General features: G+C 71.3%; 18 protein-coding genes. 15 read left to right on the forward strand and 3 right to left on the reverse strand.

Annotation, left to right across the window (positions count from 1 at the left end; genetic code table 11):
• The first annotated feature begins 162 nt into the window (after positions 1-162).
• From ACIBI5_RS31585 to ACIBI5_RS31620, 8 genes are all read left to right on the forward strand, one after another.
• Positions 163-1,218, forward strand: a complete 1,056-nt coding sequence (locus tag ACIBI5_RS31585) for a polyprenyl synthetase family protein (protein WP_397252381.1) — start codon at positions 163-165, stop codon at positions 1,216-1,218.
• Positions 1,215-2,168, forward strand: a complete 954-nt coding sequence (locus ACIBI5_RS31590; RefSeq protein ID WP_397252382.1) for a 4-hydroxy-3-methylbut-2-enyl diphosphate reductase — start codon at positions 1,215-1,217, stop codon at positions 2,166-2,168. The genes ACIBI5_RS31585 and ACIBI5_RS31590 overlap by 4 nt, the downstream gene beginning before the upstream one ends.
• Entirely contained in the window at positions 2,165-3,553 is a 1,389-nt protein-coding gene (locus ACIBI5_RS31595; RefSeq protein ID WP_397252383.1) for a family 2B encapsulin nanocompartment shell protein, read from the forward strand. Before ACIBI5_RS31590 ends, ACIBI5_RS31595 begins: the two co-directional genes overlap by 4 nt.
• Positions 3,553-5,703 (forward strand): germacradienol/geosmin synthase, encoded by a 2,151-nt coding sequence (locus tag ACIBI5_RS31600; RefSeq protein ID WP_397252384.1) that lies wholly within the window; start codon positions 3,553-3,555, stop codon positions 5,701-5,703. Before ACIBI5_RS31595 ends, ACIBI5_RS31600 begins: the two co-directional genes overlap by 1 nt.
• On the forward strand, positions 5,700-7,028 hold the full coding sequence (locus tag ACIBI5_RS31605) for a family 2B encapsulin nanocompartment shell protein (RefSeq protein ID WP_397252385.1): 1,329 nt from the start codon (positions 5,700-5,702) through the stop codon (positions 7,026-7,028). The genes ACIBI5_RS31600 and ACIBI5_RS31605 overlap by 4 nt, the downstream gene beginning before the upstream one ends.
• A gap of 133 nt (positions 7,029-7,161) precedes the next feature.
• Positions 7,162-8,607 carry an alpha/beta fold hydrolase gene (locus tag ACIBI5_RS31610; RefSeq protein WP_397252386.1) on the forward strand — a complete coding sequence of 482 codons (1,446 nt, stop codon included), beginning with the start codon at positions 7,162-7,164 and terminating at the stop codon, positions 8,605-8,607.
• An 11-nt stretch (positions 8,608-8,618) separates the two neighbouring features.
• The gene (locus ACIBI5_RS31615) at positions 8,619-9,071 is read left to right on the forward strand and encodes a hemerythrin domain-containing protein (protein ID WP_397252387.1); all 453 of its coding nucleotides are present in this window, start codon (positions 8,619-8,621) and stop codon (positions 9,069-9,071) included.
• Positions 9,068-9,418, forward strand: coding sequence for a nucleotide pyrophosphohydrolase (locus ACIBI5_RS31620; RefSeq protein ID WP_397252388.1), 351 nt, complete (start codon positions 9,068-9,070; stop codon positions 9,416-9,418). The genes ACIBI5_RS31615 and ACIBI5_RS31620 overlap by 4 nt, the downstream gene beginning before the upstream one ends.
• A 509-nt stretch (positions 9,419-9,927) precedes the next feature.
• Here ACIBI5_RS31620 and ACIBI5_RS31625 read toward each other — a convergent pair.
• Complete coding sequence (locus tag ACIBI5_RS31625) at positions 9,928-12,030, reverse strand: ATP-dependent RecD-like DNA helicase (protein ID WP_397252389.1); 2,103 nt, start codon at positions 12,028-12,030, stop codon at positions 9,928-9,930.
• 55 nt (positions 12,031-12,085) lie between these two features.
• On the opposite strand from ACIBI5_RS31625, the gene ACIBI5_RS31630 reads away from it, so the two are divergent.
• Genes ACIBI5_RS31630 through ACIBI5_RS31655 form a run of 6 tightly spaced genes read left to right on the forward strand, consistent with a single transcriptional unit; the run spans position 12,086 to position 21,689 of the window.
• Positions 12,086-12,946: a 3-methyladenine DNA glycosylase gene (locus tag ACIBI5_RS31630; RefSeq protein ID WP_397252390.1), complete on the forward strand. Its 861-nt coding sequence runs from the start codon at positions 12,086-12,088 to the stop codon at positions 12,944-12,946.
• Positions 12,947-12,994: 48 nt separating this feature from the next.
• Complete coding sequence (locus tag ACIBI5_RS31635) at positions 12,995-13,771, forward strand: SDR family oxidoreductase (RefSeq protein ID WP_397252391.1); 777 nt, start codon at positions 12,995-12,997, stop codon at positions 13,769-13,771.
• A gap of 16 nt (positions 13,772-13,787) precedes the next feature.
• Complete coding sequence (locus ACIBI5_RS31640; protein WP_397252392.1) at positions 13,788-15,146, forward strand: pyridoxal phosphate-dependent decarboxylase family protein; 1,359 nt, start codon at positions 13,788-13,790, stop codon at positions 15,144-15,146.
• Positions 15,147-15,205: 59 nt separating this feature from the next.
• Complete coding sequence (locus tag ACIBI5_RS31645; RefSeq protein WP_397252393.1) at positions 15,206-18,037, forward strand: alpha-L-fucosidase; 2,832 nt, start codon at positions 15,206-15,208, stop codon at positions 18,035-18,037.
• Between the two features lie 21 nt (positions 18,038-18,058).
• Positions 18,059-19,735 (forward strand): glycosyl hydrolase family 28-related protein, encoded by a 1,677-nt coding sequence (locus ACIBI5_RS31650; RefSeq protein ID WP_397252394.1) that lies wholly within the window; start codon positions 18,059-18,061, stop codon positions 19,733-19,735.
• Positions 19,736-19,757: 22 nt separating this feature from the next.
• Positions 19,758-21,689 (forward strand): family 10 glycosylhydrolase, encoded by a 1,932-nt coding sequence (locus tag ACIBI5_RS31655; RefSeq protein WP_397252395.1) that lies wholly within the window; start codon positions 19,758-19,760, stop codon positions 21,687-21,689.
• A gap of 4 nt (positions 21,690-21,693) precedes the next feature.
• Here ACIBI5_RS31655 and ACIBI5_RS31660 read toward each other — a convergent pair whose 3' ends face one another.
• Positions 21,694-22,335 (reverse strand): cupin domain-containing protein, encoded by a 642-nt coding sequence (locus tag ACIBI5_RS31660; RefSeq protein ID WP_397252396.1) that lies wholly within the window; start codon positions 22,333-22,335, stop codon positions 21,694-21,696.
• 207 nt (positions 22,336-22,542) lie between these two features.
• Here ACIBI5_RS31660 and ACIBI5_RS31665 point away from each other — a divergent pair, with 207 nt between their 5' ends.
• On the forward strand, positions 22,543-24,453 hold the full coding sequence (locus ACIBI5_RS31665; protein WP_397252397.1) for a M14 family metallopeptidase: 1,911 nt from the start codon (positions 22,543-22,545) through the stop codon (positions 24,451-24,453).
• A gap of 44 nt (positions 24,454-24,497) precedes the next feature.
• Here the strand turns inward: ACIBI5_RS31665 and ACIBI5_RS31670 are convergent, their stop codons facing one another.
• Positions 24,498-25,982, reverse strand: a complete 1,485-nt coding sequence (locus ACIBI5_RS31670; protein WP_397252398.1) for a sodium:solute symporter family protein — start codon at positions 25,980-25,982, stop codon at positions 24,498-24,500.
• Positions 25,983-25,985 lie beyond the last annotated feature (3 nt).

Below are 25,985 nucleotides of genomic sequence, written 5' to 3' on the forward strand. Positions count from 1 at the left end.
TCGCTCCACAAGGGTCGGCTGCGGTCGTGGTCGAATACTGGCTCCGCCGGGGGACGTCCGTGAACCGGGTGTTCCGGTCAATGGAACGACCGATTTCACTCTGGGTATTCGTGACCTAGCTTCTCGTGTGTGTCCGACGATCTCGAAAGAGGAGAACGGATCATGACGGCGGAGGTTGCGGAACCCCCCGTGGAGCCGGTCGACACGACCATCCACAGGGTCAGGACAGCGGTCGACGACCTGCTGAGCGAGTTCATCGACACCCACCCCGCTCCCGTCGCCGACCCGGAACTGGCCGAGGGCCACCGGCTCCTGCGCGAGTTCGTGGTCAAGGGCGGCAAGCGGATCAGACCCCTTCTCTGCTACTGGGGGGCGCGCGGCGCCGGCGGCACGGACGAGGTGGCCCCGGTGGCCGCGGGCGCCGCGCTGGAGCTCTACCACGCGGGCCTGCTCATCCACGACGACATCATGGACGGCAGCGCCCTGCGCAGAGGCCGGCCCACCCTGCACAGGAGCTTGGCGCGCCCGCCGCGCCATCCGGGAGCCGAGCCCTTCGGCCACAGCGCAGCCGTTCTCCTCGGGGTGCTCGCCCAGGCCTGGTCCGACGAGCTCTTCGGCGATACGGGCGGCGCGCCCAGACGGCTGTTCAACCGGATGCGCGCCGAGGTGATCGCCGGCCAGTACCTCGACATCCAGTCGCACCTCGACCCGGAAGCCGAGCGCGCGCTCACCGTCATCCGCTACAAGACCGCCAAGTACACGGTCGAGCGCCCCCTGCAGATCGGCGGCGCCCTGGCCGGCGCCTCCCGCTCGCTCCTTGAGTCCTACTCACGCTTCGGGCTGCCGCTCGGCGAGGCGTTCCAACTGCGTGACGACGTCCTGGGCGTGTTCGGCGACCCGGGCGTCACCGGCAAGCCCGTCCTCGACGACCTGCGCGAGGGCAAGGCCACCGTCCTGATCGCGCACGCCTACGCCGAGGCCACCGGACCCGCGCTGCGCCTGCTGCGCGCCTGGCACGGCAACCCCGACCTCGACGAGAAGCGCGCCGCCGACCTGCGGCAGATCATCGTCGACACCCGAGCACTCGCCCGCGTCGAGACGATGATCGACGGCCGGGTCCGAACCGGACTTGAGGAGTTGCGGACATGCGCGATCGACCAGCACGCCCGGCAGGGGCTGACCCTTATGGCCGACCGGCTCACGCACCGCAGCGCGTGAAGCGGGTCCTGCTCGCCGCCCCGCGCGGCTATTGCGCCGGGGTGGAACGTGCCATCCGCACCGTCGAGGAGGCCCTGAAGAGGTACGGCCCGCCGGTCTACGTCCGTAAGCAGATCGTCCACAACACCTTCGTGGTCGCCGACCTCACCAAGCGGGGCGCGGTCTTCGTGGACGAGCTCGACGAGGTGCCCGACGGCTGCCTGGTCGTCTTCTCCGCCCACGGGGTCTCGCCCGCGGTCAAGGACACCGCTGCCGTCCGCGGCCTGCGCAGCATCGACGCCACCTGCCCGCTGGTCACCAAGGTGCACAAAGAGGCGGTCAGGTTCGCCGAGTCCGGCTACGACATCGTGCTCATCGGCCACGCGGAGCACGAGGAGGTCGAAGGCACGCTCGGCGAGGCCCCCGACCGCATGCACGTCGTCGACCCGGCCCGCACCGACGAGCTCGACCTGCCGGCCGACCGGCCGATCAGCTGGCTGTCGCAGACCACGCTCTCGGTGGACGAGACCATGGGCGCGGTCGAACGCCTGCGTGAGCGCTACCCCCGCCTCGTCGACCCGCCCAGCGACGACATCTGCTACGCCAGCCAGAACCGCCAGGAAGCGGTCACCGCCATCGCCCCCGAGTGCGACCTGGTGATCGTGGTCGGATCCTCCAACTCCTCCAACTCCCGGCGCCTGGTCGAGGTCGCGCTCGCCGCCGGCGCCCGCGCCGGCCACCTCGTGGACGGCGTGGCCGAGGCCGAGGAGAGCTGGCTCGACGGCGTGGAGACCGTCGGCGTCAGCTCCGGCGCCTCCGTCCCCGAGCACCTCGTGGCCGAACTGCTCGGCTGGCTCGCCGAGCGCGGCTTCGCCGACGTCCAGACCGTGACGCTGGCCGAAGAAAGCCTGATCTTCTCCCTCCCGCCCGAGCTCCGTGAGCTCCGCTCCCCGATAGGTGGTGTCCTGTGACCGAATCCGTCCTGAACAACGAGAGCCCCCTCAGCCTCGGTACGAAGGCCGCGCGCAACCTGGCGACCACGACCAAGACGCAGCCGCAGATGCAGGAGATCACCTCCCGGCACCTGCTCAAGGCGCTGCCGTGGGTCGAGGTCGTCGGCGGTGCGTACCGGGTCAACCGCCGGCTCACCTACACGGTCGGGGACGGAAGGGTCACCTTCACCAACACCGGAGCGGCTGTGCGGGTGATTCCCGCGGAGTTGTGCGAGCTGCCCGCGCTGCGCGGCTATGACGATATCGACGTGCTGACCGCCCTGGCCGACCGGTTCACGCAGCGCGAGTACGAGGCCGGATCGGTGATCGTCGAGGCGGGCACCCCGGCGACCGAGGTCGTGCTGGTGGCGCACGGCAAGGTCAGCCTGCTCGGCGAGGGCGCGTACGGCAAGCAGACCGTGCGCGGCGTGCTGGCCGACGGCGACTACTTCGGCGACAGGTCGCTGGCCGGCGAGGCGGGCACCTACGACCTGACCGTCCAGGCGGTCACCGCGTGCACCGTGCTCGCGCTGCCCAGGTCGGCCTTCGACGAGGTCGCCGACCAGACCGACGGCCTGCGCGAGCACGTCGAGGCGTGGGCCGCCGACCCCGACCGGTCGCTGAACGCCCATGGCGAGGCGGAGATCGTCCTGGCCTCCGGCCACACCGGCGAGCCGACGCTGCCGGGCACGTTCGTCGACTACGACCTGGCGCCGCGCGAGTACGAGCTGAGCGTCGCCCAGACGATCCTGCGGGTGCACACCCGCGTGGCCGACCTGTACAACGAGCCGATGAACCAGACGCAGCAGCAGTTGCGGCTGACGGTGGAGGCGCTGCGCGAGCGCCAGGAGAACGAGCTGGTCAACAACCGCGAGTTCGGCCTGCTGCACAACGCCGACCTCAAGCAGCGCATCCACACGCTGACCGGCCCGCCCACCCCGGACGACTTCGACGAACTGCTCGCCCTGGTCTGGAAGAACCCGGCCGTCCTGATCGCGCACCCGCGGGCGATCGCCGCGTTCGCCCGCCAGTGCACCGAGCGGGGCATCTACCCGCAGAGCGTGGAGGTCAACGGGCAGAAGGCGCCGTCGTGGCGGGGGGTGCCGATCCTGCCGTGCAACAAGATCCCGGTCAGCGACTCCGGCCTCAGCTCGATCATGGCGATGCGGGTGGGCGAGGCGGCCCAGGGTGTCATCGGCCTGACCCGCACGGGGCTGCCGGACGAGTACGAGCCCGGCCTGTCGGTGCGCTTCATGGGCATCAACGACAAGGCCGTCATCTCCTACCTGGTCACGACCTACTACTCCGCGGCGGTGCTCGTGCCGGACGCTCTCGGCATCCTGGAGAGCGTCGAGGTGGGCTGATGGCGTATGAGCTGCCTGACTTCTACCTGCCGTATCCGCCCAGACTGAACCCCCATCTGGAGACCGCCCGCGCGCACACCCGCGCGTGGGCGGCCCGGATGGGCTTCTTCGACGACCCCGACATCTGGGGCCCCGCCGACCTGGAGGCGCACGACTACGGCCTGATGTGCGCCTACGCCCACCCCGACTGCCCGGCACAGGAGCTCGACCTCGTCACCGACTGGTACGTCTGGGTGTTCTTCTTCGACGACCACTTCCTGCACGCCTTCAAGCGCACCAAGGACCTCAAGGGCGCCCAGGCCTACCTGGACCGCATCGACCTGTTCATGGCCGACGACCCGCCCGAGCCGACCAACCCGGTCGAGCTGGGCCTGAAGGACCTGTGGGCCAGGACGGTACCGGCGATGACGGACGGGTGGCGGCGCCGCTTCGTCACCGTCACCCGCGACCTCACGCAGGAGTCGATGTGGGAGCTGTTCCACATCCACTCGGGTCTCGTCTCCAACCCCATCGAGTACATCGAGGCGCGCAGGAAGGTCGGCGGCGCCCCCTGGTCGGCCTGCCTGGTCGAGCACGCGGTCGCCGCCGAACTGCCCGCCCGCCTCGCGAGCACCCGGCCGATCCGGGTGCTCACCGAGACGTTCGCCGACGCCGTGCACCTGCGCAACGACCTGTTCTCCTACCAGCGGGAGGTGGTGGCGGAAGGCGAGCTGTCCAACTCCGTGCTGGTCTGCGAGAACTTCTTCGGCTGCGACACCCAGCGCGGCGTCGAGATCACCAACGACATGATCACCTCGCGGCTGCACCAGTTCGAGCACACGACGCTCACCGAGCTGCCGGTCCTGTTCGCCGAGCACGCGGTGGCGCCGCACGAGCAGGAGCGGGTGCTGCGTTACGTCAAGGGCCTGCAGGACTGGCAGGCCGGCGGCCACGCCTGGCACCTGGCCTCCAGCCGCTACACCAAGGCCAGGCGCGAGCACGGCCCGCTCAACGTCTCGCCCGCGCACGTGAAGAGCGGCCTGCGCAACTTCTCCCACCGCCCCTACACCGAGACCACGGTACGGCTGCCGCAGATCTCCATGCCGTTCACCGTCCGCGACAACCCGCACCTGGAACAGGCGCGCGCGAACGCGGTGCGCTGGTGCCGGGAGATGGGCTTCGGCGACGGCCTGCCCGGCCTGCCGTCCACAGCGCTGTGGAGCGAACGACAGCTGACCAGCTTCGACTTCGCGCTGTGCGCCTCCGGCCTGGCCCCCGACGCCTCAGCGGAAGCCCTCGACCGGGCGACCCAGTGGCTGGCCTGGGGCACCTACGCCGACGACTACTATCCGCAGGTCTTCGGCGTCAGTCACGACCTGACCGGCGCCAAGCTGTCCAACCGGCGGCTGCGCGAGTTCATGCCCCTCGGCCGGCTCCCGCTCACCCCGGCCGTCAACGCCGTGGAGCGAGGGCTGGCCGACCTGTGGGCACGCACCGCGGCCCTGCTCGGCGAGGAGGACCGGCGGGCCTTCCGCCACGGTGTCGAGGTCATGCTCGACAGCTGGGAATGGGAGATCGCCAACCTCATCCAGAATCGGGTGCCCGATCCGGTCGACTACCTCGAGATGCGCCGCCTGACGTTCGGCGCCGACCTCACGTTCAACCTGGCCCAGCTCCATCTCCCGCGGCGCCCGCCCGGCGAGCTCTTCCGCACCCGCGAGCTCCTCGCCCTGTCCAACGCCGCGGCGGACTACGGCGCGCTGCTCAACGACCTGTTCTCCTGCCAGAAGGAGATCCAGTTCGAGGGTGACCTGCACAACGCCGTGCTGGTCATGCGCAACTTCTTCGACTGCGACCTGGACGGGGCCGTCACCATCGTCAACAAGCTCATGACCGCCAGGATCACCCAGTTCGAGCACGTCGCCGGCACCGACCTGCCCGCCATGCTCGACGCCCGCGGCGCCGACGACGAGACGCGGAACGCGGTCGCCCGCTACGTGACCGGGCTGCAGGACTGGATGGCCTCCGTCCTGCGCTGGCACGCCCAGACCACCCGCTACCCCGAGACCGAGCTACGCCGCCGCTCCGCCGTCCGCTGGACCCAGGGCCCCACCGGCCTCGGCACGGCGGTCCGCCGGATCCACTCCCTGCTACCGATGGGCGCGCCATGACAGAATCCCTGCTCAGCCTCGGGACGGCGGCGGCGCGCAAGCTCGCCACGACCACCAAGACCGTCCCGCAGATGCGGGAGATCACGCCACGCCACCTGCTGCACGTGCTGCCGTGGGTGGAGGCGGTCGGCGGCGTGTACCGGGTGAACCGGCGGCTCAACTACACCGTGGGCGACGGGCGGGTGAGCTTCACCTCGGTCGGCGCCGCCGTACAGGTGATTCCGGATGAACTACGCGAGCTGCCGTCGCTGCACGACTTCGAGGATCCGACCGAGCTGCGGGCGCTCGCCGAGCGCTTCGTCCAGCACGACCTGGTCGAGGGGCAGGAGGTGCCGGACGGGCAGATCGTGCTGGTCGCGCACGGCAAGGTCGCCAAAACCGGCATCGGCGGGTACGGCCGCGCCACCGTCGTCGGCATGCTGGCCGACGGCGACCACCTGGGCGACCTGACCGGCGAGGGCGCCCAGCCCGCCAGAGCGCTGACGGCCTGCACGGTGCTGGTGCTCTCCCGGGAGGACGCCGGCCGCCTGCGCGAGCGCTCCGACAGCCTGCGCGAACACCTCGACCGCCCCGCCAGGACCGGCCCGAGCAACAAGCACGGCGAGGCCGAGATCGCCATGTCCGCCGGCCACCGGGGCGAGCCGACGCTGCCCGGCACGTACGTCGACTACGACCGCGGGCCCCGCGAGTACGAGCTGAGCGTGGCCCAGACCGTGCTGCGGGTGCACACGCGGGTCGCCGACCTCTACAACGGGCCGATGGACCAGACGGAGCAGCAGCTCCGCCTGACCATCGAGGCGGTGCGCGAACGGGAGGAGCACGAACTCGTCAACAACCGCGACTTCGGGCTGCTGCACAACGTCGACCTCAAGCAGCGCTTCCAGACCCGCACCGGCCCGCCCACCCCGCACGACATGGACGAGCTGCTGTCACGCCGCCGCAGCTCCCACTACTTCTTCGCCCACCCCCGGACGATCGCCGCCCTCGGCAGGCAGTGCACCGCCCGCCGCATCCAGCCGGACGTCACCGAGGTCAACGGCGCCAAGGTGATGGCCTGGCGCGGGGTGCCGATCCTGCCCACCGACAAGATCCCGATCAGCGAGCAGGGGCTGAGCTCGATCATCGTCATGCGTACGGGGACGGAGAAACAGGGCGTGATCGGACTGACCCGCACCGGGCTGCCCGACGAGCACGAGCCCGGACTGTCGGTGCGCAAGCTGGGCATCGACGACAAGGCGATCATCAGCTACCTGGTGACCACCTACTACTCGGCGGCGGTGCTGGTGCCCGACGCGCTCGGCGTACTGGAGAACGTCGAGGTCTGAGTACGTCGGCGGGATGACGTCCGGGGTCGGCCGTCCGGCCGACCCTCGGGGCGCCGTGCTGGGTATTTCGGCTGATCCGCGGGGTGCTGGTGTTCCTGGAGTATCCATCGGGAACACGAAAGAAAGGCCCCCAGTGCGTATCCGTACCGCCCTCGTCCTGCTGACCCCGCTGGTGGCCGTGGCCGCCTGCGGCACCGCCGCCACCACGGCCAAGCCCAAGCCGAGCGCGCCCGCCGCGGCCTGGCGTCCGTGTCCCGGCGGCGAGGGGGTCGAGTGCGCTGACGTCACGGTCCCGCTCGACTGGAGCCGGCCGGGCGGCCCGGTCATCGAGATCGCCGTGGCCCGCAGGAAGGCGCCCGTGTCCGAGGGCACGATCGTGTACCTGCCCGGCGGCCCCGGTCAGCCGGGCGTCGAGACGCTCATCGGGAGCAAGAAGTTCGGCGGGCTCGAACGCCGCCACGACATCGTCAGCATCGACCCGCGCGGCGTCGGCGCCAGCAGCCCGCTCACCTGCCCGGCCGCGCAGGTCATGGCGCTCGGGCCGGAGCGCCTCCCCACCACCGACGCCCAGTTGCGCGAACTGCGCCAGGCCTCCGCCGCCCTCGCCGAGGCGTGCAGAAAGGCCACCGGGCCCGCGTTCGACCACCTCGACAGCGCCAGCGCCGCCCAGGACCTCGACCGGGTCAGGCAGGCCATCGGAGCCGACAAGATCACGATCTACGGTCACTCGTACGGCACGCTGCTCGCCCAGGAGTACGCCGCCAGGTTCGGGCAGCGGTTGCGCGGAGCCGTACTGGATGGAGTGATGGACCACAGCCTGGACCGGCGGACCTTCACCGTCAGCGCGGCCAGGGCGCTGGAGGAGTCCTTCGGGCAGTTCGTGACGTGGTGCGCCAAGGACAAGACGTGTGAGGTGGACGATCCGGTCGCGGCCTACCGGCGGGTGCTCGCCAAGGCGGAACGCGGCAAGCTGGGCGAGGACGAGAACGGGCGGGCGTGGACGCCGTACACGGTGACCGCGACGATCGACGCGATGCTGTTCACGCCGTCGTGGCCGGCCGTGGGCCTGTTCCTGAACACACTCGACAAGGGCAGGCCGTGGCGGACCGACGGCGACGACACCCTCCCCAAACGGATCAACCACGCCGACCCGATCGTCTGCCAGGACTACGCGATGGCCTACCGCGACGCCGCCGAGATCAAGGCCGACCTCGCCGCCGCGGCCGCCGTCGCGCCGACCGTCCGCTACTCGCCGAACGCGATGAAGGCGGTCCTGACCTGCCAGGGCTGGCCCGCGCCGGTCAAAAACCCGCAACACCCGCCCACGTCCGGGGCGACCACGCCACTGCTGCTCCTGCAGAGCCGCTACGACAACGCCACCCCGGTCACCTGGGCCTCGAACGTGGCCAGGCACCTGGGGAAGCGGGCCCGCCTGACCGTGCTGCCCGACTGGACCCACGCCATGAAGCTCTACAACAAGGGCTGCCAGGCACGTTACGCCGCCGACTACCTGTCCTCGCTCAAGCTCCCGCCCGCGAGCCCGGCATGCACCGGCACGCCACCCGGGGTGACCCTCTAGGATCGGGGCCCGTGAACCAGATCGCCGCGTTCGGAACCCAGCTCATCGAGGTGCACGACTGGCTGAGGAGTGAGCTCGCACGGTTGCGCGAGGACCTGGAGTCCGGCGGACGCCCGGCCGACCTGCGCGCCCACTGCCTGGCGTTCTGTACGGCGGTGACCCGGCACCACACCGGCGAGGACGGCGTGGCCTTCCCCGCGCTCGCCGAACGCCACCCGGAGCTGCGGCCCGTCATCGCGCAACTGGAGGAGGACCACCAGCTGGTGGCGCACCTCCTCGAACGCATCGAATCCCTGGACGGCAGCGACCCCGAGGCCGCCCTGTCCGAGCTGGACGGCCTGACCGCCATCCTGGAGTCACACTTCACCTTCGAAGAACGCAAGATCGTCGCCGCGCTTGATGCCCTTGACCTGCCTGAATGGCGGGACCATCGGCCCGACTACCTGGCGCGGGACGACTCGTGAGCACCGAGATCGAGGAACTGGCCGCCCGGTTCCGCACGTTCGTGGAGGCCCGGGACTGGGAGCAGTTCCACACCCCGAAGAACCTGGTGATGGCGCTGGCAGGGGAGGTGGGGGAACTGGTGGCCGAGTTCCAGTGGCTGGCTCCCGGCGAACCGCTGGATGAGGCGGCCATGGGGCGGGTGCGGGCTGAGCTTGGGGACGTCACCGGGTATTTGGTGCGGTTGGCGGACGTGCTCGGCGTGGACCTGATCGCCGACGCTCACGCCAAACTGGACCAGAGCGAGAAGCGATACGACGCCGACACCTACCGAGGCTCAGCCCGCAAAGCCCCGCCCCTACCCCCCTAACCCCACCCGACCTCCTGCCCTTGGGCTTTCCACCCGGGCTTCCCGGCCCGGCTCCCTCCCGGGACTTTCCTAGGCCTGCGACTCCGGCCCCCGGCCTGGCCTTCGGCCCTCGGCTCGCAGCCCGCGAAGCCTCCGCCGTGCGCCGCCGGCCCTGGCTCCGGGATTACCAGAGGTGTGTCCTGGACGTCTTCGGGGCGATAGAAGCTGGTGCCGCCTACCGTCTGGAGGTCGTTCTCTGGCAAGGCCGGTGATCTGGGTTTCGGGTGGCTGGAGCAACGCGGTTACCTGGTGGGCGACTGTTTCGGTGGGCACCGCCTGGCTGTACGCGCAAGCCGCGCCGGAGGCGCACGTGAGGGCGTCCGAGCGGAGCGAGGTCCATTGACCAGGGCGGGCTCCAACTGCCTGACCACTTGGCTGGGCAACGGGTGGGACCTAAAGAAAGAACGCCCGACCGAAGGGAGGCCCTTTGGCCCAGGAAACGCGCGAAGCGAAGCGGAGCGCCATGCCTTTCAGAGGCCCGCCGCCTCCAGCCGGGCCGTCAGGGTGGTGTTGCGGCGGTGGCCCAGGCGGTGGACGGCGAGGTCGAGGGCGTTGCGCTGGCCCACCAGGACCACCCAGGAACGTGCCCGGGTCACCAGCGTGTACAGCAGCCGCCGCCGTAGCATGATGCCGCCCGACTCGGCCACCATCGGGGCGACCACGAACGGGTACTCGCTGCCCTGTGCCCGGTGCACGCTGATCGCGTAGGCGTGGGTGAGGTCGTCGAGTTCGTCGAAGGTGTAGGTGACGAGGTCGCCGTCGTCGATCTGGACGTCGGCCTGGCGTTCCTCGGGGACGAGGCGGGTCAGGGTGCCGGTCTCGCCGTTGAAGACGCCTTTGTCGTAGTTGTTGCGGATGGGCATGACCCGGTCGCCCACGCGGAAGAGGGTGGCGCCGGACCAGTGTTCCGGCTTGTCGGCGGCGGCGGGGTTGCGGACCTCCTGGAGGCGGCGGCCCAGTTCGGCGGTGCCGGTGGTGCCTTTGCGCATGGGGGAGAGCACCTGCACCTGGGCGGGGGTGATCTGTTGTTTGCGGGGGATCGCCACCGTGGCCAGGTGGACCACCCGGTCGGCGATCGCCTCCGGGTCGTCGAGTTCCTCGAACCAGAAGCCGCCGCCGCCCGGCAGCGCGGGCAGGTCTCCGGCCCGGATGCGGTGGGCGGCCTTGATGATGGCGCTGCCCTCGGCCTGGCGGAAGACGCGGGTCAGGCGTACCCGGGGAATGCTTTCCACGGCGAGCAGGTCGGCGAGTACGCTGCCGGGACCAACGCTGGGCAGCTGGTCGCTGTCGCCCACGAGCAGCAGGTGCGTGCCGGACGGCAGCGCCGCGGCCAGTCTGGTGGCCAGGCCCAGGTCGAGCATGGAGACCTCGTCGACCACGACGAGGTCGGCCCGCACGGGAGTCTCGTCGAACAGCGCGTCGGGGTCGGGTTCGTGGGCGAGCACGCGGTGGATGGTCATCGCGGGCAGCCCGGCCAGCTCCGACAGGCGTTTGGCCGCCTTGCCGGTGGGGGCGCAGAGCGTGACGGCGCCGCCCATCGCGCGTACGGTCGCCGCCAGGGCCTTGACCGTGTGGCTCTTCCCGCAGCCCGGCCCGCCCGTGAGGATCGACAGGGTGCTGGTCAGGGCCATGGTGACGGCGGCGCGCTGGTCGTCGTCGAGGCTTTCGTCCTCCTGGTAGGAGCGCAGGGTCAGCGTGGAGCGGGCGCGGGCCAGCCGGGCGAGTTCGGTGGTGAGCCTGAGCTCGCGGCTGTGGAGCTCCTTGGGGTAGACGGCGTCGGCCTCGCGCACGACGCGGCGCTCGGCGGTCAGCGCGTCGAGGCCCTGCCTGATGAGGTCCTCGTCCTGCTCGATGAGGTCGATGGTCTGGGTGACGAGCGCGGTGGGGGACAGGAAGCAGTGGCCGCCGCCGCTGGCCGCGGCGTCGAGCCGGTCGAGCAGCGCCGCCTGGATCCGCTGGGGACTGCTCTCCGGTACGCCGGAGCGCAACGCGATCCGGTCGGCGGTGGCGAACGCGATGCCCCTGACCCGGTCGATCAACTGGTAGGGGTCCTTGGCCAGCACCTCGCCCGACTCGGCGCCGAACACCTGGTAGATCTTGGCCGCGAGCAGCGGGCTGACCCCGAAGCCCTGGAGCACGACCATCAGCTCGGCGACCGCTTTCTGCTCCCGCCAGGCCTCGACGATCTGGGCCTGGCGGACGGGGCCGATGTTGATGACCTCGCGCAGGCGGCCGGGCTCGGCGTCGATGACGGTGAGGCTCTGCTCGCCGAAGTGCCCGACGATGGCCTGCGCCAGCCTCGGCCCGATGCCTCTGATCAGGCCGGATCCGAGGTAGAGCTGGATCGCGCGGATCGTCGACGGGGTGATCCGCTCGCAGCCGGTGACCGCGAAGCGGCGGCCGTGGCGCGGATGGTCCTCCCAGGCGCCCAGAAGCCTGACCGTTTCGCCGGGCTGCACCCCGCCCAGCGCCCGCCCGGCGGCCACGAACCCGGGTCGGCCGTCGCCGCTCATGCGGGCGACGGTGTAGGCGTCGTCACGCACGAAGACCAGCTGCTCGACGGACGCTTCCACGTCTCGAACATTAGGCCATGGCACCGACAGAGAACCGCACGCCTACCATGATGCGGTGGAGACGCTGGAGGAGCGGGAGTGGCGGCGGCGGGCCGAGGCGCACGAGCGCCGGGTCGACGCCTGGGTCGGGCCGCATCTGCGCAGGCGGCAGGAGCGCGAGACGCATCCGGTCGAGGACTTCCTGTTCAGCTACTACAGCTTCCGCCCGGCGAAGCTGCGCCGCTGGCACCCGGGCGCCGGGGTCGTGCTGCTGGGGGCCGAAGGGCTCGGGGCCGAGTACGTGGACGTCGAGGGCGGGCAGCGGCTGGACACGAAGGGCCTGCTGGACAAGCGGCTGGCCATGGTCGAGTGGACGGCGCGGCTGCTGGGGGCGACCGCCGGCCGTACCGGGCAGTTCGGGTGTTTCGGGATGCACGAGTGGGCGATGGTCTATCGCACCGATGCGGTACGGCACGCCAGGCAGCCCCTCAGGATGGCGCCCAAGGAGATCGCGGCGGTGGTGGAGGCGCGCGGGGTGCGTTGCAGCCACTTCGACGCGTTCCGGTTCTTCACGGAGGCGGCCAGGCCGCTCAACGTGCTGGAGCCCACCCGCGAACGGCAGGCCGAGATGGAGCAGCCCGGCTGCCTGCACGCGAACATGGACCTCTACAAGTGGGCCTACAAGCTGTCGCCGCTGGTGCCGAGCGAGCTGATCGCCGACTGCTTCGCGCTGGCGCGGGAGATCCGCGAGGTGGACATGCGAGCCAGCCCGTACGACCTGAGCGCGCTGGGCCACCGGCCGATCCCGATCGAGACGTCGGCGGGGCGGACCGAGTACGCCGCGCTGCAGCGGGGGTTCGCGGAGCGGGCGGCGCCTCTGCGCGCGCGGCTGCTGGGCGTGTGCGAGGAGCTGATGGCGATTGACGCCCCGGTGTGAGGAGAACTAGGTTCTGGATACCGGCTGGTCGGTACAGGAGCGTGGTGTATGCACATCAGGGGCAAGGTCGCCGTGGTCACCGGAGCGGCGGGCGGGATCGGGCGGGCGATGGCCTCGCGCTTCGCCGCGGAGGGTGCCGCCGGGGTCGTCGTCGCCGACCTGGACGGTGACGGCGCCGCCGCCGTGGCCAAGGAGATCGGCGAGCGGGCGGTAGCCGTACAGGCGGATGTGTCCGTCGAGAGCGAGGTGGCGGCGCTGGCGAGCACGCCCTTCGGGCCCGTCGACCTCTTCTGCTCCAACGCCGGCGTCATCGCCGGCCACGGGCTGGACGCGAGCGACGCGGAGTGGGGCACCTTGTTCGGGGTCAACGTCATGGCTCACGTGTACGCCGCTCGCGCCGTGGTGCCCGGCATGGTCGAGCGGGGCGGCGGCTACCTGGTCAACACCTGTTCGGCGGCAGGGCTGATCAGTTGCCCCGGCGACGCCCCCTACGCGGTCACCAAGGCGGCGGCGATCTCCTTCGCCGAATGGGTCTCCATCCACTACGCGGGCAAGGGCGTCAAGGTCAGCGTCCTGTGCCCGCAGGGCGTGCGGACCGGGATGCTCCGGCGCGGCGTCGAGGAGGACCACCTCACCGCGCGGGCGGTCGGCGCCTCCGGCCCGATCCTGGAGCCGGAGGAGGTCGCGGCCGCGGTCGTCGCGGGCGTCGAGGCCGAGCGGTTCTTCATCTTCCCGCACCCCGAGGTGCCCGAATACGTGCGGCGCAAGGCCGGCGACCCCGACCGGTGGCTGGCCGGGATGTCGCGGTTCGTGGAGTCGTTGTAGCGGATATGGTGCCCGGGTGGAGGAACTGAGCCGTCTGTTCCGCTTGGCTGCCGAGCATGGGGCCGGCTACCGCCGCTCACTGCCCGACCGGCCCGTCGGCGTGCCCGTCGACCAGGACGCGCTGGTCGAGGCGTTCTCCGGGGCGTTGCCCGACGGGCCCACGCCGCCGGAGCGGGTGCTGGCCGAACTGCTCGCCGCCGCCGCGCCCGGCCTGGTCGCGAGCGCGGGGCCCCGGTACTTCGGGTTCGTGGTCGGCGGCGCCTTGCCGGCGGCGAGCGCGGCCGACATCCTCACCGCGGGCTGGGACCAGATGGCGACCAACGTCGTCTCCTCGCCCGCGGCCCTCGCGGCCGAGGCCGTCGCCGGGGGCTGGCTGAAGGAACTGCTGGGGATTCCCGCGTCGGCTTCGGTGGGGTTCGTCACGGGATGTCAGGCGGCCAACACCGTCGGCCTGGCCGCCGCGCGGCACCAGGTGCTCGCGGAGGCGGGCTGGGACGTGGAACGGCGCGGGCTGTCCGGCGCGCCGCCGATCCGGGTGCTGGCCGGAGCGGAGCGGCACGGGACGATCGACCGGTCGCTGCGGCTGCTCGGCCTCGGGACCGACGTGGTGGAACCGGTGCCGGCCGACGCGAACGGCGCCATAGACCTCGGGTCACTGCGGGAAAAGCTGCGCGCCGGGCCCCTCATCGTCTGTCTTCAGGCGGGCAACGTGAACACCGGCGCCTGCGACCGGCTCAGGGAGGCGTGCGAGCTGGTCCACCGGTACGGCGGGTGGGCGCACGTGGACGGGGCCTTCGGGCTGTGGGCGGCGGCCGGTCCTTCCATCCGGCACCTGGTGGACGGCTTGGAGCTGGCGGATTCGTGGGCCTGCGACGGGCACAAGTGGCTGAACCTTCCCTATGACTCGGGGTTCGCGTTCTGCGCCCGGCCCGAGGCGCACGGGGCGGCGATGTCCTACGCGGCCGCGTACCTGGTCGGGTCGGGGGGCGCGCCGGAGGGCGCGGACCTCACGGCGGAGTCCTCGCGGCGGGCCCGCGGGTTCGCGGTGTGGGCCGGGCTGCGGGAACTGGGGCGCGACGGGGTCGCGGCGCTGGTCGAGCGCTGCTGCGCTCTTGCTCGCCGGTTCGCCGACGGGCTGGGCGCGGCCGGGTTCGAGGTGGTCAACGACGTGGTGCTCAACCAGGTCCTGGTCGGGTTCGGCGACGACGCGCGTACGGACCGGGTGGTGGCGGCGGTCCAGGCGGACGGCACGTGCTGGGTGGGTGGCACGACCTGGCGAGGACGGCGGCTGATGCGGATCTCGGTGGCGAACGCCACCACCACCGAGGCCGACGTGGACCGCTCGATCGCCGCGATCATCCGCGCCTCGGTATAGGCGGCCGCGCGCTTGACCGCGTTGCAACCGCTTGTAATCATCGGATGTCTGGAGGTGCCATGCGATCTCGCGCACTCGCCGTCATCCTGGTCCTGTTATCCGGCCTGCTCTGGGCCCTGCCTGCCCGGGCGGAGGTCGAGCATCCGCGTCAGAAGTGGATGCGCGACTCCACCGCCGGGCTCTTCCTTCACTGGGGCATGTTCACCGCCCCCCGCCACCTCGACTGCGCGGCCTGGGAGCGCGACGTCACCGGGGGTGGCTGGACCGCCGACTACTGGGTGGACGAGGCGCGCAAGCTCGGCGCCTCGTACATCGTGCTCGCGACCTTCCACAGCAGACTCGGGTACGCCCGCCCGTGGCCGTCCAAGATCCCCGGAAGCTGTGCCACGGAGCGCGACCTGCTCGGCGAGCTGGTGGCGGCCGGCAAGGCCAAGGACGTGCGGATCATCCTCTACATGACCGACGACCCGCAGTGGCACAGCGAGCAGGGCGTGCGGACCCTCGACTCGGCCGCCTACTCCGCCTACAAGGGCCGGCAGGTGGACCTGACCACGCGCGACGGCTTCGGCATGTATTCCTACGACCTGTTCTTCGAGGTCATGGAGAACTACGCGGACCTGGCCGGCTTCTGGATCGACAACGACAACGCCTACTGGGAGCGCAACCGGCTCTACGAGCAGATCAGGGAACGGCGCCCGTCCTGGTTGCTGAGCAACAACAACGAGGACACGCCGATCATGGACACGGTCAGCAACGAGCAGAAGACCGGCATGACCCCGTCCTACGACTACCCGCAGGCCGCGTGGACGCCGATGCCGCGCCTGGTCGAGGCCGACTACAAGCTGCCGACCACCGGCCAGTGGTGGTACGACGGCGGCGACCACCCCGTCGACACCCGGCTCAGCACCGGCCGCTACATCACCAACGCGGGCTCGTCCATGAAGTCGCTCATGGCCGAGACCCCGATGGTCAACGGGAGGTTCCCGCCCCAGCAGGAGGCGTTCAACAACTTCATGGCCGGTTGGGTCCCGCCCATCCGCTCCGCCCTCTACGGCACCGAGGGCGGCGGCTACATGTACGGCGGCATGCGGCCGGGCTTCTGGAACGACGGGGCGCACGGGGTGATCACGGTGGAGCCGGGCGCGCGCACCCAGTACGTCCACGTGGTGACCCGCCCCCGCACCGACCACGTACGGCTGCGCGACAACGGCTACCGGGTCACCCGCGTCAGCGACCTGCGCACCGGCAGGAGCCTGCGCTTCCACCAGTCGGCAGGACACCTGACGATCCTGGGCGTCACCGACTGGGACCCGTACGACACCGTCTTCAAGGTCGAGACAGCGGGCCGGCGCTTCTACCACGACAAGATCCGCGCCACCGCCCCAGAACTCGTCGACGGAAATTTCTCGACCTACTGGGATAACAAGGGCCAGCTCCCTGCCTCCACCACCCTCGACCTGGGCCGCCGCCGCGCCCTCACCTCGCTGGCGGTCAACCAGCGTGAAGGGTCGCCCACCTACGCCCGCGAGAGCTTCGGCCGTCCCGAGGACTCCGCGCGCGTCAAGGACTACCGCGTCTTCCTGAGCTCCGACGGCAAGACCTGGGGCGGCCCCGTACGCTCCGGCGCCCTGCCCAGCGCCCGCGGCGTGCAGTTCATCGACCTCGGCGAGCAGAGCGCCCGCTACGTCAAGCTGGAGGTGCTCAACACCTGGGGCGGCCCGCAGGCCCCGCGCTACCACCGCCAGGTGCAGATCGACGAGATCAAGGTCGCCTACGCGCACCCGTTCTCGGCCGGCCCCGCCGCGCCCCTGGAGGCCGAGCACGCCGACCGCGCCCGCGGCGCCCGGCCCGACCTGTGCCGCACCTGCTCCGGCCACGCCCGGGTCACCGGCCTGCGGCACGGCACGCTGACCTTCGACGACGTGACGGCGCCCGAGGACGGGACCTACCGGCTGCAGCTCGACCACACCTCCGGCACGGACACCTCGGTGAGGGTCGCGGTGAACGGGGCCGCGCCCGTCGAGGTCCCGGTCAAGGCCGACGCCGAGGACGTGCCGGTCTCGACGGCGCTGGCCGTACCGCTCAAGAAGGGCGCGAACACGATCGTGCTGTCGGCGAGCGCGGCCGGGATCGACCGGATCGCGGTCGCGCCCCTGCCGCCCGCCTCCCAGGTCCCGACCACGACGCTGACCGTCGAGCCGGGCGGGCTGCAGTGGGCGGGTCCGGGTCAGCAGGCGATCAAGGTCTCGGCCACGCTGCGCCTGGACGCCGACGACCAGCTCGACCAGGTCAGGCTGGCGCCGGCGGCCCCGCAGGGCTGGACGGTCCAGGGCGACCCGGCGACCGCGGCCACGCTGCGGCTCGGCCAGACGCTGTCGGCGACCTGGACGCTCACCTCGCCGCCCGGCCAGGACGTCACCGCGGCCGACATCCCGATCACCGCGGCCTTCCAGGTGCTCGGCCGCCCCGCCCGGACCTCCAAGCAGGTCCGGGTACGGCCCCGCCCGGCCGACCGGGTGTGGATGCGCGAGGCCGAGGACTCGGCCAACCAGCTCGGCAGCTCCGGAATCACCGGCTGCGGCCCGTGCTCAGGCGGGCAGAAGGTGCGCAACCTGGGCGGAGGACCCGACGCGTACGTGCTGTTCGAGAACGTGAGCGTGCCCTCGGCCGGGACCTACACGCTGTTCGCCGACTACACGGTCAACGGTCCCCGGTCGTTCTTCGTCACCGTCAACGGCGGCACGCCGGTCGAGGTCCAGGTGGACGGCGTCGGCAACAACACGCCCTACACCACCCGGGTCCCGGTGACCCTCGGCGCCGGGCAGAACACCATCAAGATCCACAACGATACCGGTTCCGCACCCGACCTGGACCGGCTCTCGCTCGGCTGACCCACCCGGAGGAGCACCGCCATGCACGACACCGTGACCCGCCGCGCCCTGCTGGGCGTGGCGGTGGCCGCCGCGGCGGTCCCCGCACTCGCCACCCCGGCCCGAGCGGCCTTATCCGAGGAAGACCGCGGGCCCAAGGACGACTCGGCCGCGCTCCTGGAGCAGTGGGCGCAGGCGCCCGGCGCGCACCCGCTCGTCCCCGACGTCTCCCGCGCCGGCTACCGCCTCGGATCCAGGCTGCCCAGGCACGGGCGCGTGGTGACGAAGGTGACCGACCACGGCGCCAAGGCCGACGGGAGCACCGACTGCGCCCCGGCCTTCGACGCCGCGCTCAGGGCGGCCGGGGAGCGGGGCGGCGGCGTCGTGCTGGTGCCGCCGGGCACGTACCTGCTGAACTCCCCGGTCTTCATGCACTGGTCGAACGTGGTTCTGCGTGGCTCGGGCCGGGACCGGACGATCCTGCGCTTCGCCAGGAGTCTCGACGACGGCTACCGGCCCGCCCGCCAGTCGAACGGCAACAGCCGCTGGTCGTGGACGGGTGGCCAGGTGTGGTTCATCTCGCCGGAGCGCCGGGCGCTGTCGGAGGCGGAGGACTTCGCCGGCACGGAGAACTGGCTGATGGGCGAGACGCTCGCCGAGGTGTCGGCGGCCACCCGCGGCGCGCGCACGCTCGTGGTCTCCGGCACCGCCAAGCTCCGCGCGGGCGACATGGTGCTGCTGGAGACCGAGAACCGGCCCGACGCGGGGCTGCTGAAGCACCTGGCCGGCGACATCCCGGGCACCCGGGCCTATGACTGGCCGCGCCGCGCGCCGCAGCTGGTGACCGGATCCGGCGGGCAGTACGTGCAGTACGCGTCCTTCCAGTGGCCGGTCAGGGTGGCGGCCGTCCTGGGCCCGCGCTTGGTCAGACTGGCCGAGCCGATCCGTTACGACCTGCGCCCGGAATGGCCGGCCCGGCTGCGCGCCCTGGGCCCGACCGTGCACGACAGCGGCGTCGAGCACCTGACCATACGCAACGCCGTCGTCCCGATGACCGCCCACAACCGGCACCCCGGCTCCAACGGCGTCTGCTTCCAGGCGGTGCACGACTGCTGGGCCCACGACGTCCGGGTGGAGAACTGCGACCTCGGCTTCGGCTTCACCACGGCCAAGTCGAACACGCTCAGCCGCGTGGCCGTGGGCGGCCGGGCCGCGCACCACAGCTTCGCCTGCCGGATGCAGTCGCACGACAACCTGGTCGAGGACTTCGAGATCGAGGCCTTCACCGTCCCCGTGCCCGCGGGCGCCGTGCACCACGGGCTCAACCTGGAGGGGCTGTCCTCCGGCAACGTCTGGCGGCGCGGCACCATGGCCGAGGGCACCTTCGACACCCACCGCGGCCTGCCGTTCGAGAACGTCAGGACCGACATCACCCTGGTCAACAACGGCCGGGTCGGGGGCTCGGGCGCCTCGGGGCCGTTGTTCGGCGCGCGCATCGCCCACTGGAACGTCCGCATCATCGGCGGCAGCCCGTACGCCCTGACGATCGCCGACGTGGCACCGCGCAGCGTGTCGATCGGCATCCAGGGCGCGAGCGGCGGCAGCGAGCTCACCCCCGACTTCACCGGTGACCTGGAGGCCTTCCAGGGCGATCACGGGGTACGGCCGCGCGTCCAGGACCTTTACCAGGCGCAGCGGGAGATTATTGACAGGGACTGATAGGGAGAAGAAGCTTTCTTTCGTGACGACAGGTCGTGGTGTCTTAGCCGTCCTTGCCCTCCTTCTCACGTCCCTCCTCAACCCGGCACCGGCCGCGGCGGCAGCCGTGGCGTGCGCCGTGGATCCGGCCACGCCCAAGCGGCAGTTCCGCGCGATGTGGGTGGCCAGCGTCGCCAACATCGACTGGCCCAGCGCCACCGGGCTGAGTGTGGCGGCGCAGCAGGCCGAGTTCCGCTCATGGCTGGACCTGGCGGTGCAGAAGCGGATGAACGCCGTCGTGGTGCAGGTCAGGCCGACGGCGGACGCGTTCTGGCCGTCGCCGTTCGAGCCGTGGTCGAACTGGCTGACCGGGACGCAAGGGGGCAACCCCGGCTACGACCCCATGGCCTTCATGGTGGCCGAGGCGCATGCCAGGAACCTGGAGTTCCACGCCTGGTTCAACCCGTACCGGGTCGCCAACCACGCCGACCCTAACCGCCTCATCTCCACCCATCCGGCCAGGAAGAACCCCGGCTGGCGCTTCGCGTACGGCGGCAAGCTCTACTACAACCCCGGCATTCCCGCCGTGCGGTCCTTCATCCAGGACGCGATGATGGACGCGGTCACCAAGTACGACGTGGACGGCGTGCACCTGGACGACTACTTCTATCCGTATCCGGTCAGCGGGCAGGCGATCCCCGACTCGGCCACGTTCGCGCAGTACCCCAACGGCTTCACCAACATCAACGACTGGCGGCGCGACAACGTCAACCTGCTGATCAAGGAGCTGGGCCGGCGCATCCACGCGGCCAAGGCGCACGTGCGGTTCGGCGTCAGCCCGTTCGGCATCTGGCGGAACGCGGGCGCGGACCCGCTGGGCTCCAACACCTCCGGCCTGCAGTCCTATGACGCGATTTATGCGGACTCGCGGCGGTGGGTGAAGGAAGGCTGGCTCGACTACATCACCCCCCAGCTCTACTGGCACATCGGCTACAACGTCGCCGACTACAAGGTGCTGACCGCCTGGTGGGCCGGCGTCGTCAGGGGCACGGACGTGCAGCTCTACGTGGGCCAGGCCGCCTACCGCGCCGGCGTCGACCCCGCCTGGCAACGCACCGCCGAACTGTCGGACCACCTCACCTACAACCGCCAGCATCCCGAGGTACGCGGCGACGTCTTCTTCAGCGCCAAGGACGTCAAGGCCAACCGGATCAACAGCGTCTCCACGATGACCGCCGCCCACTACACCAAGCCCGCCCTCCTGCCCGAGCACGGTTCGGCGGCGGCGCCGGGCGCACCGTCGATCACCTCGGCCACCCGCGGCGGCGGCGGCGTGGCGCTCGCCTGGCAGGGCGGCGGCACCGCCTACGCCGTCTACCGGGTGAACGGCTCGCCCGCCGCCGACCCGTGCTTCTTCGCCGACGCGCGCAACCTGCTGACCACCACCCGCGCCACCACGTTCACCGACACCACCGCCGCGGCCGGCAGCACGTACACCTACTACGTGAGCGCGCTCAACCGGACCCACCAGGAGAGCGGCCAGAGCGCGGGCCGGGTGGTGACCGGGGGCGACGGCGGCACGTTCAGCGTCATCGTCGACAACGCGGGCGCCGGATTCACCGCCGGGGCGAACTGGGGCACCTCAACCTTCTCCGCGCAGCGTCACGGCGCCGACTACCGGTACGCCCCGCCGGTGGCGGCCAGCGACCCGGCGTGGTTCAGCGCGGCGATCCCGGCGGCGGGCAGCTATCGGGTCGAGGTCTGGTATCCGGCGGATCCGGGCTACAACAGCGCCACGCCGTACCTCGTCGCGGGGCAGACCATCAGGGTCGACCAGCGGACGGGCGGCGGGACGTGGCGCGGCCTCGGCACCTTCACGCTGCCCGCGGGCACCGCGAACGTCGTCGGCGTCAGCAGGTGGACCTCCACCACCGGCTACGTGATCGCGGACGCGGTGCGGATCACCAAGGTCTGACCGCTCAGTAGGCGCGCAGGTGGCCGCACATGCCCAGGCGCGGCTCCGGCACGGCGGCCGACACCCCGGCCGCGGCGAGCAGCGTGCTCTCGCCGCGGCCGAGGTGGTCGAGCCGCACGGCGGTCTGCCGCGTCTGCGCCAGGATGCGCGACTCCCACAGCTCACGCCAGCGCGCCACCTTCGGCGCCACCAGGTGTACGGCGAGGGCGTGCAGCTCGGCCAGCGCCTGCGGGCCTTCGGCCCGGACCCGCTCGCGCCAGACCTCGAAACCCCGGACCGCCAGATCCCTGCGATCCGGGTCCGGGGGCAGCGCCGCGGCCCGCGCGTAGGCCTCCCGGGAGGCCAGGATCTCCTCGGGGAAGATCATGACGGCGTCACCGGCCTCGGGCAGCCCGGCGTTCTCCATGACGACGAGGATCTCCAGCTCACCGAGCACCCGGTGGACGGTGCCCGGCGTGAACCACACCACCGTGCCCGGCTCCAGCGGGTGCTCGCCGTACCCCTGGGCGCTGAGGGTGGCGAGCGTGCCCTCGCCCTTCAGCACCACGTAGCCCTCGGTGGATGCGGTGTGGAGATGAGGGGAGCCGCCACAGTCGTAAGGGCGCAGGTGGGAAAGGCCGACCGCGCCCGGGAAACCGTTTTCCATGGCGTCCATACAAGCACGCGAGCCTTGCCGGGCGTGCCGCCGCGGCTTTCAATGATCTCCTAGGCTGATCTAGGAGGAGCCGTGCGTGGCTTACGTGTGTCAGCAAGTGTCCTCGCCTTAACCCTGTTAGCCGTTCTGTCCGCGACCCCTGCCGTGCCCGCCGCCGTGACGGCGGCGCCCCCGGCGGAACCGGAACCCGCCTCCCTCATGACCCTCTCGGTCCCCGACCGCGCGACCCTCGAACGCCTGGTCGCCCAGGGCACCGACCTCACCGAGCGGGTACGCCCGCAACCGGACGGCAGCATCCGTGCCGACGCCGTCCTCACCCCGAGCCAGCTGGCCGAACTCCGGCCGCTCGGCGTCGCCAAGGCCGACCCGGCCGCCCCCGCTCCCGCCCCGCCCCAGGCCAAGGGCGCCGCCGTCGCCGACCAGATCGTGATCGAGCGCGCCGTCTTCTGGAAGACCCGCGACGGCTACTTCCTGTCGGTCGAGGCGACCAGCAGCGCGGGCGGGCCCGCCGTGCTGACCGCCGCCTGGCGCGGCTCCCGAGGCAGCGGCGGCCAGGTGCCGATGGTCGCGTACGTGGACGCGGGCGCCTATCTCGGGCACCAGTTCGCGACGCCGTCCCCGGTCGCGAGCCGCCCGCAGTGGGTCACCGTCACCTCGGCCGGCGGCGGCACCGCGCAGGCCCGGGTCAAGGAATGGCCCGACGGCGAACGGCCCGACCGCAACGTGCCCGGATACCAGAAGGACTTCGTCACCCAGTACATGCCGCCCGACCAGCTCAACGAGCGCGTACGGGCGCTGCACCGGCGATATCCCCGCCTGACCGACATCATCGCCCTGCCCAACAGGACGAACGGCTACCGCCGCCACGCCCAGGGGCAGTTCGGGACCGTGGTGGTCACCTCGCTGGCCTACGGCTCCGAAGGCGGCAACGACCTGGCCGTGGAGCTGGTGGACCCGGGCGCGCCCGACCGCCCGCTGCGGGTGACCGTCAACGGCAAGATCATCTCGGTGAGCCTCGCCACCGGGCCCACCGGCGCGCTCGCCAGTACCGCGGCCCAGGTCGTCGCCGCGATCAACGCGGGCGCCGGAACGCTGGTCAAGGCGGCGCCGTACCGCAACGACCCGGGGACGGGCGTGGTGGCGGCCGCGGCGCTCACCCAGCTGACCGACTTCCTGAAGGCGCCGGCGAGCGTCTCGCGCAAGCCCGCGACGGTGCTGGCGCTGCGCGTCGGCGAGCGGCGGGACGGCTCACGTACCGGCGTGCTCGCCTACGCCCAGGAGCACGCCCGTGAATGGGTGACCCCACTGGTCACGATCGAGGCGGCCGAGCGGCTGCTGCGCAACTACCATCGCGACCCGGCCACCCGCAGGCTGCTGAGCCGCACGGATATCTTCATCGTGCCGACGGTCAACCCGGACGGCGCCAACTACAGCTTCTACGACTTCAACCTGCAGCGGAAGAACATGGTCAACCACTGTCCCGCGCAGCAGGCCGACCCGGCCCTGCGCAACACGTGGGGCGTGGACATCAACCGCAACTACGCCTCCGGCTCGCTGTTCGACGGCTACTTCGGCGCCTCCACGAACTGCCAGAGCGGCAATTTCGCGGGCCCCGCCGAGCACTCCGAGGCCGAGAGCCGCAACGTGATCTGGCTGGCCAAGACCTTCCGCAACATCAAGTTCGCGCTCAACGTCCACAGCTACGGCGGCTACTTCATGTGGCCGCCCGGCGCCTACAAGCTCGACGGCCGAGTCCCGCTGCCCCGGCCGAGCGCCGGCGAGGAGGCCTACTTCCTCAAGTCGGCGCGGACGATCGAGGAGGCCATCGCCTCCTCGCGCGGCACCGTGACCTGGCCGCAGCAGACGGGCCCGGTCACCGACGTGCTGTACTCGGCGGCGGGCAACTCCGCCGACGAGCTCTGGTACGACTACGGCGTCTACGGCTGGGACTTCGAGGTTGGCAGCGACATCTGGGACCCGGTCACGAAGACGTGGCAGGGAGTCGGCTTCCAGCCGCCCTTCGAGGAGGGGCATCAGGAGGCGCTGGAGTTCGCCACCGGGCTCATCAGCCTGATCGGCGTCGCGGCCGACTACCGGCGTAAGGATTGAGGCACGGGTGCCCGCTCCGTCGAGGGGCGGGCACCGCGCCCTGATCACGCGCGGGCGCTGGCCTCCGCCTCGTCGCCCAGCGAGTCCACGAGCTCGTCGGCCTCCTGGCCGCGCCACGGCAGCAGGAGGCCGACGAGCACGAACACCGCCAGCGAGCACAGCACCGGCCCGCCGACCTCCACCCACCGCGGAACCACCACGACATACTTGACCAGCGCGAACACGACCAAGCCCGTGGCCCACGAGGCGATCGCCGCGAACGGCCCGCAACGCCGGAAGGCCGGCAGCATGCCCAGCAGCATCGGGATCGCGATCGGCCCGACCAGCGCCCCGAACCACAGGATGATCAGACCGAGCACCCCGCCGAAGCTGTCGGCGGTCAGCGCGATGCCCATCGACAACGCGATGAACAGGAACGTCGCGACCCGCCCCGCCAGCAGTTCCTTGGCCGATGACAGGTGACCGGCGCGCTTCCAGACCGCGGGGACGATGTCGCGGATCACCACGGACGAGATCGCGTTGGCGTCGGAGGAGGTCATGGCCATCGTGTGCGCGAACATCCCGGCCAGCACCAGCCCGATCAGGCCGCTGGGCAGCAAGGACTGGGTGAGCAGTGCGTACGACTGGTCCGGCTGCGCCAGCCCCGGCAGCAGCACCGGCGCCGCCCACATCGGGAAGAACAGCACCAGCGGCCAGACCAGGTACAGCCCGGCCGACAGCAGCGCCGCCCGGCGCGCCGAGGCCCCGTCGGGCGCGGCGATGAAACGCTGGGCCAGGTTCCAGGTGCCGCCGTTGTAGGACAGCGTGTTGATCAGCAGGTAGACCATGACGAACGCCATCGTGTACGAGCCGTTGAACGGCTGCCCGTGCCCCTCCGGCAGCCGGTCCCACAGCGTCCAGATCGCCGGTACGCCGCCCAGCTTCGCCAGCACCGCCACGAACAACGTGATCCCGGCGACGAGCTGGATGACGAACTGCCCCAGGTCGGTCAGCGCGTCCGCCCACAGCCCGCCGATCGTCGAGTAGATCAGCGTCACGCCGCCGGTCAGCAGCACACCCCACGCGATCGGCACCCCGGCGAACACCTGCAGCAGCAGCGCCGTGGCCGCCCACTTGGCGCCCACGTCGAAGACCTTCAGCGCGGTGCCGCTCCACGCCAGCACCTGCTGCGTGGGCACGTTGTAGCGCGTGGACAGGTACTCCAGCGGCGAGATGATGCCCAGCCGCCGCCGCAGCCTCGGCCAGCGGGGCGCGAACAACGCCGACCCGATCAGCATCGCGATCGTGATGCCCAGCGCCCACCAGACGTAGAGGGTGAAACCGGCCGTGTAGGCGATGGCGGCGTTGCCGACGAACACCGCTGCGCTGTAGCCGGACATGTGGTGCGAGATGCCGGACAACCACCACGGCATCCGGCCGCCTGCGGTGAAGAAGTCCCTGGCGTCGTGGACGCGGGACTTGGCCCACCATCCGATCGCCAGCATGACGAGGAAGTATCCGCAGATGACCAACCAGTCGAGCACGCCCATGGA

The sequence above is a fragment of the Nonomuraea sp. NPDC050540 genome, from assembly GCF_044457485.1.
GTDB lineage: Bacteria > Actinomycetota > Actinomycetes > Streptosporangiales > Streptosporangiaceae > Nonomuraea.

Bases quoted from the DNA above. Each gene is read 5' to 3' on its own strand.
- ACIBI5_RS31585 (WP_397252381.1), top strand. From the start codon at position 163: ATGACGGCGGAGGTTGCGGAACCCCCCGTGGAGCCGGTCGACACGACC.
- ACIBI5_RS31605 (WP_397252385.1), top strand. From the start codon at position 5,700: ATGACAGAATCCCTGCTCAGCCTCGGGACGGCGGCGGCGCGCAAGCTC.
- ACIBI5_RS31660 (WP_397252396.1), bottom strand. From the start codon at position 22,335: ATGGAAAACGGTTTCCCGGGCGCGGTCGGCCTTTCCCACCTGCGCCCT.
- ACIBI5_RS31650 (WP_397252394.1), top strand. From the start codon at position 18,059: ATGCACGACACCGTGACCCGCCGCGCCCTGCTGGGCGTGGCGGTGGCC.
- ACIBI5_RS31635 (WP_397252391.1), top strand. From the start codon at position 12,995: ATGCACATCAGGGGCAAGGTCGCCGTGGTCACCGGAGCGGCGGGCGGG.
- ACIBI5_RS31600 (WP_397252384.1), top strand. From the start codon at position 3,553: ATGGCGTATGAGCTGCCTGACTTCTACCTGCCGTATCCGCCCAGACTG.
- ACIBI5_RS31670 (WP_397252398.1), bottom strand. From the start codon at position 25,982: ATGGGCGTGCTCGACTGGTTGGTCATCTGCGGATACTTCCTCGTCATG.
- ACIBI5_RS31665 (WP_397252397.1), top strand. From the start codon at position 22,543: ATGACCCTCTCGGTCCCCGACCGCGCGACCCTCGAACGCCTGGTCGCC.
- ACIBI5_RS31645 (WP_397252393.1), top strand. From the start codon at position 15,206: ATGCGATCTCGCGCACTCGCCGTCATCCTGGTCCTGTTATCCGGCCTG.